The organism is Candidatus Planktophila sp. (genome assembly GCF_046070465.1).
In the GTDB taxonomy this organism is placed as follows: domain Bacteria; phylum Actinomycetota; class Actinomycetes; order Nanopelagicales; family Nanopelagicaceae; genus Planktophila.
Genome location: NZ_JBJTMK010000048.1, coordinates 1 through 14820 on the forward strand (window position 1 = coordinate 1; position 14820 = coordinate 14820).

Annotated in this window: 13 protein-coding genes and 1 pseudogene; all 14 read right to left on the bottom strand. The window is 50.4% G+C overall.

Annotated features, from left to right (window positions below; all coding sequences use genetic code 11):
• Positions 1-1194: translation initiation factor IF-2 N-terminal domain-containing protein (locus tag ACKOVI_RS02280; protein ID WP_509602396.1), on the bottom strand; the 1194-nt coding region annotated here is incomplete at its 3' end.
• A 164-nt stretch (positions 1195-1358) separates the two neighbouring features.
• The gene (gene nusA, locus ACKOVI_RS02285; RefSeq protein WP_509602397.1) at positions 1359-2342 is read right to left on the bottom strand and encodes a transcription termination factor NusA; all 984 of its coding nucleotides are present in this window, start codon (positions 2340-2342) and stop codon (positions 1359-1361) included.
• A gap of 1 nt (position 2343) precedes the next feature.
• Positions 2344-2817: a ribosome maturation factor RimP gene (rimP, locus tag ACKOVI_RS02290; RefSeq protein ID WP_509602398.1), complete on the bottom strand. Its 474-nt coding sequence runs from the start codon at positions 2815-2817 to the stop codon at positions 2344-2346.
• A 50-nt stretch (positions 2818-2867) separates the two neighbouring features.
• A complete protein-coding gene (locus ACKOVI_RS02295) occupies positions 2868-3647 on the bottom strand; it encodes a sulfite exporter TauE/SafE family protein (RefSeq protein ID WP_509602399.1) in 780 nt (259 codons plus the stop codon).
• 1 nt (position 3648) lies between these two features.
• Entirely contained in the window at positions 3649-5382 is a 1734-nt protein-coding gene (locus tag ACKOVI_RS02300) for a proline--tRNA ligase (RefSeq protein ID WP_509602400.1), read from the bottom strand.
• Positions 5383-5436: 54 nt separating this feature from the next.
• A complete protein-coding gene (gene ispG / locus ACKOVI_RS02305; RefSeq protein ID WP_509602401.1) occupies positions 5437-6588 on the bottom strand; it encodes a flavodoxin-dependent (E)-4-hydroxy-3-methylbut-2-enyl-diphosphate synthase in 1152 nt (383 codons plus the stop codon).
• Positions 6589-6609: 21 nt separating this feature from the next.
• Positions 6610-7749, bottom strand: a complete 1140-nt coding sequence (locus ACKOVI_RS02310; protein ID WP_509602402.1) for a M50 family metallopeptidase — start codon at positions 7747-7749, stop codon at positions 6610-6612.
• Positions 7749-8897 carry a 1-deoxy-D-xylulose-5-phosphate reductoisomerase gene (gene dxr, locus ACKOVI_RS02315; RefSeq protein ID WP_509602403.1) on the bottom strand — a complete coding sequence of 383 codons (1149 nt, stop codon included), beginning with the start codon at positions 8895-8897 and terminating at the stop codon, positions 7749-7751. Before dxr ends, ACKOVI_RS02310 begins: the two co-directional genes overlap by 1 nt.
• A complete protein-coding gene (locus ACKOVI_RS02320) occupies positions 8894-9688 on the bottom strand; it encodes an ABC transporter permease (RefSeq protein ID WP_509602404.1) in 795 nt (264 codons plus the stop codon). The genes dxr and ACKOVI_RS02320 overlap by 4 nt, the downstream gene beginning before the upstream one ends.
• The gene (locus ACKOVI_RS02325; protein WP_509602405.1) at positions 9685-10548 is read right to left on the bottom strand and encodes an ABC transporter permease; all 864 of its coding nucleotides are present in this window, start codon (positions 10546-10548) and stop codon (positions 9685-9687) included. Before ACKOVI_RS02325 ends, ACKOVI_RS02320 begins: the two co-directional genes overlap by 4 nt.
• The gene (locus tag ACKOVI_RS02330) at positions 10541-11692 is read right to left on the bottom strand and encodes an ABC transporter ATP-binding protein (protein ID WP_509602406.1); all 1152 of its coding nucleotides are present in this window, start codon (positions 11690-11692) and stop codon (positions 10541-10543) included. The genes ACKOVI_RS02325 and ACKOVI_RS02330 overlap by 8 nt, the downstream gene beginning before the upstream one ends.
• A 1-nt stretch (position 11693) precedes the next feature.
• Positions 11694-12866 (bottom strand): ABC transporter substrate-binding protein, encoded by a 1173-nt coding sequence (locus tag ACKOVI_RS02335; RefSeq protein ID WP_509602407.1) that lies wholly within the window; start codon positions 12864-12866, stop codon positions 11694-11696.
• Positions 12867-12982: 116 nt separating this feature from the next.
• Positions 12983-14410, bottom strand: coding sequence for a gamma-aminobutyraldehyde dehydrogenase (locus tag ACKOVI_RS02340; RefSeq protein WP_509602408.1), 1428 nt, complete (start codon positions 14408-14410; stop codon positions 12983-12985).
• Positions 14411-14466: 56 nt separating this feature from the next.
• Positions 14467-14820, bottom strand: a pseudogene (locus tag ACKOVI_RS02345) (dual-specificity RNA methyltransferase RlmN); the annotation flags it as partial.

The window sequence follows — 14820 nt, forward strand, 5'->3', positions numbered from 1 at the left end:
GTGATCGACGTGACCCATAACTGTGACAACTGGTGGACGTGCAACGAGGCTCTCTGGATCGAGATCTTCGAGCTCTTGCGCCAAATCGATATCGAAATCTTGAAGAAGTTCACGATCTTCATCTTCAGGAGAAACGATTTCAATCTGGTACTTCAACTGTGCACCGAGAATTTCGAAGGTATCTGCGTCAACTGATTGAGTTGCAGTAACCATCTCACCCAAGTGGAACAACGCTGATACCAACGCTGCTGGATCTGCACCGATCTTCTCGGCGAAATCTGCAAGCGATGAACCGCGGCGCATACGAATCTTTGTATTGCCATCACCGTGAGGAATAACTGCGCCACCAAGCTGTGGCGCTTGCATGTTGTCGAATTCTTCGCGCAGTGCTTTACGTGACTTCTGCTTGCGCTTAGATGACTTGCCCTTTCCAAATGCACCTGCTGCCGATCCACGACCGCCGGGACCTCCACCAGGACGACCTGGACCGCCGGGACGTGGAGCTCCACCAGTAGATGGACCTGAAGAACGATATGGACCAGATGCTGGTGCACCTGCTCCACCTGGACGTGGTGCAAAACCTGGACGCGGTGCGCCGGGACGGGGAGCACCTGGACGTGCAGCAAAACCTGGACGTGGAGCACCAGGACGTGGAGCACCGGGACGCGCTGCACCCATTGGTCGCTGAGGTGGACGCGGAACGGCGCCACCAGTTGAGAAAGGATTGTTGCCAGGACGCGGTGGACGCGGAACTGCGCCACCTGCTGAGAATGGATTGTTGCCAGGACGCGGCGCAACTGGAGCACCCGGAACTGGTGGCGGTGTTGGGACTACTGGAGCTGCTGGTGCATCAGGAGTTGCAGTTGGCGCTGCAGCTGCATTTGCTTCCGCTTCGCGTGATGCCTTCAACGCTGCGAGATCAACTCCGAGCTCTGCAGCAAGTTCGGCAGCGAGCTCTGGATTCACTTCTGGCTTTGACGCTACCGCCTTCTTAGCTGCGGCTTTCTTTACCGGCTTCTTCTCCTCGGCAGGCTTGGCATCGGGATAGAGCGCCATGAGCTTGCGAGCAACCGGTGGCTCAACTGTTGATGATGCTGATCGGACGAATTCGCCGAGTTCTTGTAACTTAGCAAGGACTTCCTTGCTTTCCATACCGAGTTGTTTTGCCAACTCATGTACACGGACCTTTGACACATTTCTCCTGTCTTGGCCCGCACATTCTGTATTGGGATGCGAGCCCTAGTTGTCGAACCTCATGATGTGAACGAGCTCATTTTTGCTTCATATCTTTCGCATCCATTTCTGAATCCCCGAAGGGAGTTGATATCACTAGTCTACCGAACAAGCCCCGAAATCTCCTATTCGGTAGGAGGAACTGCAGTTGTATCTGGGTGAATATCGATGCGCCAGCCGGTCAGACGTGCGGCAAGGCGGGCGTTCTGCCCATCTTTTCCGATAGCCAATGAGAGCTGGTAATCAGGAACGACAACCTTGGCGCTGCGAGCTTCGAAGTCAACGATCTCGACCTTGCTGACCTTCGCTGGGGCGAGTGCATGCGCCACATACTTTGCGGGATCCTCGTCGTAATCCACGATGTCGATCTTTTCTCCATTGAGTTCATCCATCACTGCGCGCGAACGTGCACCCATCGGTCCAATTAATGAACCTTTAGGCGAAACACCTGCGCGATGTGAGCGCACTGCAATCTTCGTGCGGTGACCAGCTTCACGAGCTACACCCATGATCTCGACGATTCCATCTTTCACCTCTGGAACTTCGAGGGCAAATAATTGCTTTACCAGGCCAGGGTGGCTGCGAGACAACATGATCTCTGGCCCCTTTATGCCTTGCTTTACTTCAACAACGAAACACTTGATGCGCGCACCGTGTTCGTAGATCTCACCTGGAACTTGTTCCTGTGGCGGAATGCGACCTTCGATGCGACCAAGATTGACATTAATCATTTTAGGATCGCGGCCTTGCTGAATAACGCCAGAAATAACATCACCGACAGATCCGGTGAACTCCCCCACGATCTCGGCATCATTGGTTGCGCGCATCGCCTGCTTGATAACTTGGCGTGCAGCTGAAGTAATAGTGCGACCAAAACCTTCTGGTTCATCAACTTTTTCAGCGATGCGTTCGCCCATCTCATTGAACTCAGGAATGATGATCTGAATTTCGCCTGTTTCGCGATTGAGCTTTGCTTGCGCATATCGGTTTGGCTCTGCAGTCTCATTGTAGGCAGTCAGCACGCCAGCTTCGATTGCTTGGATAAGTTGCTCGAGAGACATTCCCTTTTCTGTGGTGAGAGCAACGAGAGCTTCCATTTCAACATGCATATTAGTTCTCGTCCTTTCGATTGAATTCAATCTCGACTACAGCGCGCTTGATATCGGCAAGAGCGACTACAACTTTCTTTGTCTCTTTCTTAACGACAACAGTGAGAGTGACATCTGCATCCGTATTAGAGGCGATGCGTCCTGTGACAACGTCACCATCGGTCTTAGTGACCTTGAGCAACCGAGTGACATTCTTTGCAAAGTGGCGTGGCAAAGTAAGTGGACGGTCGATACCTGGAGATGTGACCTCGAGGGTAAATGGAGTCTCGCCCATAAAGGGAGCTTCATCCATAAGCTCTGAAACGAGCTTGGATGCAACGGTAACTTGATCAAGATTGAGTGCGCTCTCGCCATCGACGATGACAGTAACAATGCGGTGCTTGCCCGGAGTTACGAGATTAACGTCTTCAAGAAAATATCCAGCTTGTTGAAGCGCTGGAGAAATCAGCTCTGAAATCTGGTCTTTAAGTGCCATAGCTTTGCCGTCCTATTCTGTTGTTATTCAATTGTGAAGTGGGGCTTAATTTACTGTATGTAAAGCGAGTATCCAAGTCGCAAAATCAGCAGTCCGGTCACAATCAAATAGAAGATTCGAACAAATCCCGACCCTTTCTTAATTGCCATATGCGAACCCAGATATCCTCCTGCTAAGTTGGCAATTGCAAGAAAGAGACCAATCTTCCATAGGATTCCAATCCGAAATCCCACGACAATAATCGAGGCTAAGTTTGTGGTGGCATTTACAACCTTAGCAATCGCCGAGGCGCCCACAAAGGCAAATCCCATGACGGCAACAAGTGCGATCATCAGCATCGTGCCAGTACCTGGGCCAATTAAGCCGTCATAGAAACCAATCGCCGTTGCAGCAATTGACCCAATAATCATCAACCTCTTCGGCGAATGCTTTTCAACATGAACTTTTCCTAGATCTGGCTTTGCCAATGTGTAGATAAAGATTGCAATCATCATAAAGAAAATCGCGCTCTTAAAACTTGTTGGAGAAATATGTGATGCGAGGAGCGCTCCACCACACGCACCGATGAATGCCGGGATGACCATTGCCAGCAATAGCTTGGGATCGGTCTTAATAGACTTGCGATATTTGATAGCGGCAGTAGATGTTCCGAAGAATGCTGCGGTCTTCGACGTTGCTACGACTGAGACCGGATTGCGATCAGGGAAAGAGAGCAGCATCGCGGGTGTTTGAATCAACCCTCCCCCGCCAGCAATCGCATCGACGAAGCCAGCTGAAAACATCGCCAAAAAAAGTAGTGCGACGTTGAGAGTGGAGAGTTCGTAGAACACGTTAAGCAAGGGTTGCTAGAGTCTTTGCGATTTCTTCGACTGCACTGCCGACGGCAATCTCTTGCTTTTCACCACTTTTGCGAACTCGCACTTCAACGTTGCCATTCTCAAGAGCCTTACCCACGACGACGATCATCGGAATGCCAATGAGCTCGGCATCCTTGAACTTCACTCCTGGGCTAGTGCCACGGCGATCATCGAGCATGACCGAAATGCCGCGACCTTCAAGTTCTGCAGCCAACTTCTCGCCTGCCTCGAAGAGTGAATCATCCTTGCCAGCGACAACAACATGTACCTTGGCGGGTGCGACAGATACCGGCCAAGAAAGGCCAATTTCATCATGTGTCTGTTCTGCGATGGCCGCAACTGCACGAGATACACCGATTCCGTATGAGCCCATGGTGACTACCTGGCTCTTGCCGTTCTGATCAAGAACGGTGAGGTTGAGTGCATCTGCATATTTGCGACCAAGTTGGAAGATATGGCCAATTTCAATAGCGCGATCAATCACGACAGCCGTATCGCACCGAGGGCATGAGTCTCCTTCGCGGACTGCAACTGCTTCGATGTAATGATCAACCTGGAAGTCACGACCATTAACAACGTTGAGAGCATGCTTGTCTTTAGCATTAGCTCCTGTTACCCATGAAGTTCCTGGCGCAATGCGTGGATCTGCATAAACCGTCACGCCATTCTTTGCAGCATCTTGAGGGCCGATGTAACCCTTCACAAGTCCTGGGAATTTAGCAAAGTCTGATTCTTCAAAGACACGAACGTCATTCACGCCCGCCATGTTTGCTTGCATACGCTTGATATCAACTTCGCGATCTCCGGGAACAAGAACAGAGATTGCCTTTTCATCTGCCATCAACATGACATTTTTGAGAGTTGATGCACCTGTATAGCCTCCACCAAACTTTGAATTGAGAAGGTCAACCAAAGAATCAATCGTTGGAGTGTTAGGAGAATCAAAAACTTCAAGTGCGCCAACTGATGGCGCATCGCCTGCAGCTACCTTTGTGGTCATCGCTTCAACGTTTGCTGCATAGCCACAACTTGGACATAAGACATAGGTATCTTCACCTGTTGGGCAGGGAGCTAGAAATTCTTCAGATGAAGAGCCACCCATGGCACCAGCAACAGCTGAGACGATGTTGTACTTCATTCCAAGGCGATCAAAAGTCTTGATGTATGCCGCACGGTGCTTCTGGTAGGACTCGACCAATCCTTCGTCGGTGAGGTCGAATGAATATGAATCCTTCATCACGAATTCGCGGCCACGGATGATTCCTGAACGTGGACGTGCTTCATCGCGGTACTTAGTCTGAATCTGGTAGAGCGAAAGTGGAAGATCTTTATAGGAGGAGTACTCACCCTTAACCATCAAGGTAAACATCTCTTCGTGCGTTGGACCGAGAAGATAATCGGTGCCCTTGCGATCTTGAAGGCGGAATAAATCTGGGCCGTACTCTGTCCAACGGTTGGTCTGCTCGTATGGATCCTTGGGCAACATCGCTGGGAAATGAACTTCCTGGAAACCTGCATTGTTCATCTCTTCACGGACAATGTTTTCAATATTGCGAAGGGTAATCACGCCTAGCGGCAGCCAAGAATAAATACCTGCAGCTACGCGGCGGATATATCCAGCGCGTACTAATAAGCGGTGGCTTGGAACCTCAGCATCAGCTGGGTCATCACGAAGGGTGCGGAGAAATAAAGTAGACATGCGCAACATGGGCGCGAGCCTACCGCTAGCTACACGTTTCAATGGCTTTCGCCATGTGAAAAATTACGAAGTAAGGACGGAAGGTTCGCCGGAAGGAACTCCAGCTGCTTCCATTTCTTCCGCAAGACGCATCGCCTCTTCAATAAGAGTCTCAACAATCTGCGCCTCAGGAACAGTCTTAATGACTTCTCCCTTTACAAAGATTTGACCCTTGCCGTTACCAGATGCAACACCAAGATCTGCCTCGCGAGCTTCGCCAGGTCCGTTCACAACGCAACCCATAACGGCAACGCGCAAAGGAACTGTCATTCCCTGCAAGCCTGCCTGCACCTTTTCCGCCAATGTATAGACATCTACCTGTGCGCGACCACATGAAGGACATGAAACGATCTCGAGCTTACGTTGACGCAAGTTGAGAGATTCGAGAATTGAGATACCGACCTTTACTTCTTCAACTGGTGGAGCAGAGAGAGATACACGAATTGTGTCGCCAATACCTTCAGAGAGAAGGATTCCAAATGCAGTTGCAGACTTAATGGTGCCTTGGAAAATCGGACCTGCCTCTGTCACGCCAAGGTGCAGTGGGTAATCACACTTTGCTGCAAGCAGGCGATATGCGTTAACCATGGTCACGGGATCGTGATGCTTCACCGAAATCTTAATATTGCTAAAGCCATGCTCTTCAAAGAGAGAGGCCTCCCAGAGCGCTGATTCGGCCAATGCTTCTGGTGTTGCCTTGCCATACTTAGCAAGAAGGCGTGGATCGAGCGAACCTGCATTGACGCCGATGCGGATTGGAATACCTGCATCGCCCGCTGCCTTTGCGACTTCTTTGACCTTGTCATCAAATTGCTTGATGTTGCCGGGGTTGACGCGAACAGCTGCACACCCTGCATCGATAGCAGCGAAGATGTACTTTGGCTGGAAGTGAATATCTGCAATCACGGGAATCTGTGACTTCTTGGCAATGTGCTTTAAGGCATCAGCATCATCTTGCGATGGAACCGCAACGCGGACTATCTGGCAACCAGATGCTGTGAGTTCTGCGATTTGCTGCAAAGTTGCATTGACATCAGCTGTCAGGGTCGTACACATTGACTGCACGCTGACCGGTGAATCAGAACCCACACCCACATTGCCGACCATGAGCTGCTTTGTCTTGCGCCGTGGAGCGAGTGGCTTGAGAGGGGCGCTTGGAATTCCTAGATCAACCATGCTGCGTATTCTGCCTGATAATTAAAGATTGAGCGAGACAGGATTGATGATGTCGGCAACGACCAAGAGGACGGTCAGAATCGCAAGCAGTACAACCACTACCCCGGTAATCGGTGTAAGGACATTCACATCAATCGGTGCAGGTCGTGGCTTGCGTCGGATTCGCGCAAAGAGAGCTCGTACTTCATCTGCAATTGCCACAGCCATATGGCCACCGTCGAGCGGCAAGATTGGCAAGAGATTAAATAGCCCAACAAAGATATTGAGGCTTGCAATCAGCAAGATAAATGTTGCAAGGCGCTCGTTGTTATTCAACTTATCACTACCCACTGCCTGACCTGATACTCGAGCAGCACCTACTACACCGACAAGTCCATTGGGGTCGCGTTTTTCATGCATAAATGTTTCGCGAAATAGCTGAGGGACTTTGCTTGGCAATGTCACGAGAGACTTTGCTGACTCTTTCGTCAGGACCCAAGACGCCTTTGCTGCTTCTTGCGATGATTTCACGAAACCATCACGTTCGGTACCGAGTGCTGTGATCACACCTAACATATAGCGCTTAGCCTCTGCGTTATAGGCCGGTGCTGCAGCAATCGAAACCTTCTCGCCATCACGTAAGACGATAAAGTGCATTACTGCACCTTTTGATTGAGCAATCTTGCTAGCATCTTTTGCCCACTGCGTGACAGCAGCACCATTGATAGAAATGATTTCATCACCAGCTTTGAAGCCACTGTTTTCAGCGACAGAGCCCTTGGCGACTTGTGCGACAACAGGAGTAATTGTTGTGTAGCCAATTCCAAAGAAGATCGAGAAGATCAACAAGAATCCGAGGAGGAAGTGCGCGGTGGAGCCCGCACCGAGAACAATGAGCTTCCTGCCAGATGAAGCTTTTACAAATGCACGATGGTCTTCGCCATCTGGCATCTCATCTGAAGGAGTCATGCCTTCGATGCGGCAATACCCGCCTGCAGGAATTGCCTTGATTCCGTACTCGGTTTCGCCTCGTGTAATCGACCAGATGCGCTTACCGAAGCCGACGAAGAATTCTGAGACTCGCATTCCAAATTTACGAGCAGTGAGAAAGTGTCCAAGCTCGTGGAACATAACCGAAGTCAGAAGAGCGAGAACAAATGCAATGATGCCGAGAATCTCCATTACGACGCTACCTTTGCTAAATGGGCCGAAGTTGCCTTCCGCGCATCCTCTTCTATAGCACTGACATCTGAGAGATCTCTCAGTGATGGAATTGAGCTCTTCTCAAAGTGGGCGACAATCGCTGCAACGGTCGGAATAATCTCCATGAACTTCACCTTGCCCCGAATAAAGGCAGCTACGACGACCTCATTGGCCGCGTTAAAGATCGCTGGAAGCGCTCCCCCGACCGATCCGCAGTGGCGGGCAAGAGCTACAGCTGGAAATTTCTTCTCATCGATGGGTTCAAAGTTCCACGTTGACGCCTTCGTCCAATCGATTGGTCTCGTTGCTTCGGCTGTGCGATGTGGGAAGTTAATGGCAAGTGCAATCGGACCCTTCATATTAGGAGGAGATGCCTGCGCGATGGTCGAGCCGTCTTTATATTCGACCATTGAATGCACGAATGATTGCGGATGAATCACGGCATCAATCTGCGAATACGGCAAGTTAAAGAGGTGGTGAGCTTCAATGATTTCCAGGCCCTTGTTCATCAGCGTGGCAGAGTTAATTGTGACCACCGGACCCATCGCCCATGTGGGGTGAGCCAACGCTTCATCCAAAGTAACTCCAGATAAATCTTCTCGATCTCGGAAAGGTCCGCCACTTGCAGTCAGAACTAACTTGGAAATATCTGCTGCGTCATTTCCCTGCAAGCACTGCCAAATTGCAGAGTGCTCGGAATCGACAGGCAAGATTTGATTCTCTTTCGCAAGTGGCATTACGAGCTCTCCGCCTGCCACGAGTGATTCCTTATTGGCCAACGCTAATTGGTTGCCAGCTTTAATCGCAGCAAGTGTTGGGGCTAGACCAATTGAGCCAGTAATCGCATTCAGCACAACATCACATGACATTGCAGCGATCTCTGTTGACGCATTACCTCCGTCGATAACGGTGACGCCAGGAAGTGCCGCCTTCACAACATCTGCGTTCTTGATAACCCCGACAGTGCCAACCTGGTATTTCTTTGCTTGCGCAATCAGAACATCGGGATTGGTACCAGCTGCACTGATTGCGATTACCTCAAAGAGCTCTGGGTTTGCATCAACGATTTCGAGTGCCTGGACTCCGATAGAGCCAGTCGATCCGAGGATTACAAGGCGACGCTTCATTTAACTGCGCGCTTACGTCCCACGATCTGTCCAAGAATGACAACCGCAAGTGCGATGATAAACATCGCAGAACCAATGACATTAGCCTGCGCTGGAATTCCACGGGCAGCAGAGACGTAGACGAACTTAGGGAAAGTCGTCATAGTGCCTGAGTTGAAGTTGGTAATGATGAAGTCATCGAACGACAAGCTAAACGCAAGAAGGGCAGCGCCTGCGATACCTGGTGCGACCAAAGGCAGAGTTACTCGGCGGAAGGTCTCAATTTCGTTCGCGTATAAATCCATTGCAGCTTGCTCGAGGCGCGGATCCAACGAGGCAATACGAGCCTTCACAGTCACCACAACGAATGAAATACAGAACATCACGTGAGCGATGACTGTTGGCCAGAAACCTGGGTTGATCTTCAGCGTAAGGAAGAGGGAGAGCATCGATGCGCCGAGAACGATTTCAGGTGTTGCCATCGGCAAGAAGATCAAAAGGTTTGTTGCTGAACGACCACGGAACTTGTGACGACCTAATGCAAAAGCAATCATGGTGCCAAGGATTGTTGCAAAAGTGGTTGCTAGGAAGCCGATCTTGATGGAGTTTCCAAGTGCGGTACAGACCTCGGGCGCTCCGCATGGGTTCATCCAGTTATCGAGGGTAAAGCCCTTCCAGATGAGATTGGACTTTCCACCATCGTTAAAGGAGAAGGCGACGGTGTAAGCAATAGGTACAAGAAGATAGGTAAACGCAACTGCTGCATAGATGCGGATGAGATTGCGCTGGAACCAACGAGATACTTTTCTCATACGAGTTCCTCTGTTCCGGCTTTGCGGATATAGACAGTGACAAGAATAAGAATCGCAGTCATCAAAGTAAATGAGAGCGCTGCAGCTGTTGGGTAATCCACAATCTTAAAGAAGCGAGATTCGATGACGTTACCAATCATCTTTGTCTCTGGGCTACCCAAAATTGCTGCATTGACGTAATCACCGGCTGCAGGGATGAAGGTGAGAAGAGTTCCTGCTACTACTCCTGGCATGGAGAGCGGCAGTGTTACTTTGCGGAAAGTTGTGAGGCCATTGGCATAGAGATCTCCAGATGCCTCCAGTGTGCGAGGATCAATGCGATCAATTGATGCATAGAGCGGCAAAGTCATAAATGGAAGGAAGTTATACGTCATACCTGCAACGACAGCAAAAGCGGATGATGTCAGCGTGGTACTTGGTGCGATGATGTGCAGATTACGCAAAGTCGGAACCACGAAGCCTTGCTCTCCGAGAATCTGCTTCCATGCAATCGTGCGGAGCAAGAACGATGTAAAAAATGGTGCAACAACGAGAACGAGCAGAACGTTCTTCATCTTGCCCGCTTTAAATGCGATGGCATATGCCAATGGATAAGCGATTGCTAGCGCGATAATCGTTGCCAGTGCTGCATAGAGAAATGAGCGACCGAACTGCTCTTTATTTTCTACAAAGGCATCGATGTAATTTCGCCAGCGCAGAGTCTGCTCATAGGCACCTGTATCTCCCCCAGCAATCGGAGTCTGGGTTGAAGTCTGCGCAAGGTTGGCGATTGGCCAGATAAAGAATGTGAAGAGAAATGCCAAGCCCGGCAGCAGTAAGAGATACGGAGTGCGTGGGCTTGAAATGCCAGACTTACTCATCGTCGGCAGGGATCTCTTCTGGCTCGACTTCCATACCTGCTTCAGCATCTTCATCTCCGCGAAGGGCAAATGTAAATCCAGATTCCCATGAGATGTTGACATCTTCGCCGACGCTAAATGGCGCAACTCCATCATCGTTTTGTTCGAAGACCATTAACTCTTGTCCCCATGGCATCATCACCTGGTACTGAGTTGATACACCGATATAGGAAACGTCTTCAATCTTTCCGCCCGTCAAGATATTTCCTGATGTTGCAGTTGCCAGGCGTGAAATACGGAACTTCTCTGGGCGAATGCCCGCAAAAATTGAGTTATCGACTGCATGCGAGCGGTTCTTCGCTAGCGAAATCTTCTGACCGAAGAGGTCGACAATGTGGTTGTCGCCATCGTTACCAGTGATGGTGCCCTTAATAAGGTTTGACTGGCCGAGGAAGTTGGCAACAAAGGCTGTCTTTGGGTTGTCGTAGAGATCTGCGGGTGAGCCAAGCTGTTCAATCTCTCCCTCATTCATTACCGCAATCGTGTCTGCCATTGTCATGGCTTCTTCTTGATCGTGTGTAACGTGAACGAAGGTAAGACCTACTTCTTTCTGAATCCACTTGAGTTCGATCTGCATCTGACGACGAAGCTTGAGATCGAGGGCACCGAGAGGCTCATCCAAAAGCAGGAGTGCAGGGCGGTTAACAATTGCGCGGGCAAGTGCGATGCGCTGCTGTTGTCCACCAGAGAGCTGTGTTGGCTTACGACTTGCAAGATGAGAAAGCTCTACCAGCTCAAGAGCCTTATCTACTTGTTCCTTCACATCTTTAATACCGCGACGGCGAAGACCGAATGCAATATTTTCAAAGATGGTCAGGTGAGGAAAGAGTGCGTAGTTCTGAAAGACGGTATTGATTGGACGTTGATATGGCTTCGTGTAAGTGATGTCAGTGTCACCGAGAGAGATGCTTCCCTGGGTAGGCTCTTCAAGGCCAGCAACCATTCGCAAAGTGGTTGTCTTTCCACAACCTGAAGGTCCAAGGAGAGCAAAGAAAGAACCTGCAGGAATAGTCAATGACAAATCATTGACCGCGGTGAAATCACCATAGCTCTTTGTGATGTGTGTGAGACGTAGGTCGCCGCGCGCTGAAGAGATTCCGGCCAACTTAGTTACCAGCTGCCTTTTGGAAAGCTTCAGTCCATGAAGTTTCCTCTGCAGGTGTCAGCGCCTTGAATACGTTCAGACGTGACATCGTCTTCTCAGTTGGGAAGATGTACTCAGACTGAGCGAGCTCTGGGTTGATCTTCTCCATCTCAGCTTGTGCTCCCATAACTGGTGTCACATAGTTCACGTATGCTGCAACTTCGGCTGCAACAGCTGGGTCGTAGTAGTAATTAATGAGAGTCTCGGCGTTCTTCTTGCCGTCAGCTGTTGTCGTTGAAGGAATCAGGAAGTTATCGCCTGAAATTGTTCCGCCTGATTCTGGAATTGCGAAGTCAAACTTTCCGGCATTCTCTGATGAGAGCTGGAACATATCGCCAGACCAAGCAATAACTGCAGTTGCGTCACCGGAGATGAGATCTTCCTTGTACTCATTGCCCTTTACGCCGCGAATCCAGCCATCGGCGATCTTCTTCGCAAGGAAATCAACAGCGTTCATGAATTGATCTTCAGTTACCTTGGTGACATCGATGCCCTGTGAAAGCAGGATAACGCCAATGGTGTCGCGCATCTCTGAGAGAACAACAATCTTGCCCTTGTTCTGTGGTGTCCAGAGATCGTCAACTGACTTCATGCCTTTTGGGTTTACCGCTGTGTTCCAGCCGATTCCACCCATGATGCCCTGGTATGTGAGTGAAGAGTCGCGATTAGGATCAAATGACGGGTGTGCAAGAGTTGGCAAAATATTCTTTGCATTAGGAATGTTTGCCTTATCAAATTTCTGTGTATAGCCAAGACGGATAAAGCGAGCGGCCATCCAGTCTGTTGGTGTGATGACGTCGTAACCAATATCTTCACCCAGCTTGAGCTGTCCCTGCACCTTGCCGAAGAATTCATCGTTGTCATTGATATCTTCTGAGTAAACAGGCTTGATACCAAACTTCTTTTCAAATGCATCGAGTGTTGGGTAGTGCTTACCCGACTCGTCGAGATCTAAGTACAGCGTCCAGTTTGCCCAGCGAACTTGATCAGCAGATGCTCCGCTTGACCCACCTGAACCACATGCAGCGAGCGCAGATGCACCAGCTACAGCGCCTGCGCCGGCAAAGACTGCACGACGTGAAACGCGAGAATTGAGAATTGAACGTGCTTCTGGTGAGAGTGCCTTCTTAGCCATCGTAGGCTCCTTTTGTGTGCCGGTACAAGGGACGGTTTTGCAGGGCTAAGTATGTAACCCAATGGCCTATCGGCCAAACTTATGTGAAGTGTGATTTCAGCGCGCCAAGCCCGGGGCTAAGCGTTGATGTTGGTCATCACATGCTTGATGCGGGTGTAATCCTCAAAGCCATAGCTAGAGAGATCCTTGCCGTATCCGCTGCGCTTATAACCACCATGAGGCATCTCAGCCACAAGAGGAATATGGGTGTTGATCCAGACACATCCGAAGTCGAAGGCTTTGGCCATACGCATCGCGCGGCCGTGGTCCTTGGTCCACACCGATGATGCAAGTCCGTAGTCGACGCCATTGGCCATCGCCACCGCCTCGGCCTCATCCTTGAACTTCTGAATCGTGATGACAGGACCGAAAATCTCAGACTGAATCAACTCATCTGACTGCTGAAGGTCAGCAATCACAGTCGGAGCAATGAAGTAGCCAGGCAACCCTGAAGGCGCTCCTCCGGCGACGACTCGAGCATGAGATGGGACGCGAGCGATAAAGCCATTAACGCGCTCGAACTGATTGGCGTTGTTGACTGGGCCTACAAGTACATCTTGATCTGGCGCACCCATGGCAATCTGGTTGGTCGCTTGATCTGCAAGCAACTTCACCATCTCTTCATAGACGCCCTCTTGCACTAAGACTCGAGTAGCAGCTGTGCAATCTTGTCCTGCATTAAAGAAGCCAGCGATCGCAATGCCTTCTGCCGCTGCTGCGAGATCGGCATCATTAAAGACAACGACAGGAGCCTTGCCTCCAAGTTCGAGGTGGACGCGCTTCAGCGACTTTGATGCAGCTCCTGCCACAGCCATACCCGCTGCGACAGATCCAGTAATTGAAACCATGGCAGGTGTTGCGTGATCTACAAGAAGTGCGCCTGTTGCGCGCTCGCCCGTGACAACGTTGATAACGCCAGCTGGAAGAAATTCAGACATGACCTGAGCCATTAATACAGTCGATGCCGGCGTTGTATCGGAAGGCTTGAGCACAACAGTGTTACCTGCCGCAATTGCGGGTGCCCACTTCCAGACCGCCATCATCATGGGATAGTTCCATGGAGTTACCTGTGCGCAGACACCAACTGGTTCGCGGCGAATAAACGATGTCATTCCGCGCATGTATTCCCCGGCTGACTTACCCTCAAGGTTGCGAGCAGCGCCAGCAAAGAAACGAATTTGGTCGACCATCGGCGGAACTTCTTCTGATGCAGTAAGCCCCAGTGGCTTTCCGCAGTTCTCAGATTCAACAGCTACAAACTCATCGGCACGAGCTTCAATGGCATCGGCAATCTTAAGAAGAGCGCGCTGGCGCTCTGATGGTGTGGAATCGCGCCAATCGACAAAAGCGTTACTTGCTGCCTTCATCGCAGCATCAACATCGGCAGCGCTCGAGATCGGAGCGGTAGCAAACGGCTCTCCGGTTGCTGGATTAATCAGTGTTGTCGTCTCACCTGACTTTGAATCTACTGACTGGCCGTTAATGAAGTTCTGCAGTTTTTTCACGTGAGCGCTCCTTGTAAGAGTGGTGACTTTTTTACGATGAGGAAGATTCTAGGGCGTTACTTTGAACTTTCACTAGCGGCAAGCTGACCGCAAGCGCCATCAATTTCGCGTCCACGAGTATCGCGCACCGTTACTGGCACTCCATAGGATTCGAGGACGCGGACAAATTCTGCTTCATCTTCGCGGCGCGAGGCGGTCCACTTCGATCCAGGTGTTGGGTTGAGTGGAATCAAGTTGACGTGAGCAGCCCGGTTTTTAAGGAGGCGACCAAGAAGGTCTGCACGCCATGCTTGATCGTTGATATCGCGAATAAGTGCATACTCGATTGAATAACGACGACCTGTCTTCTTTTCGTAAGCATCTGCTGCTGCAAGAATCTCACGAACCGGAAAACGATTGTTGATGGGTAC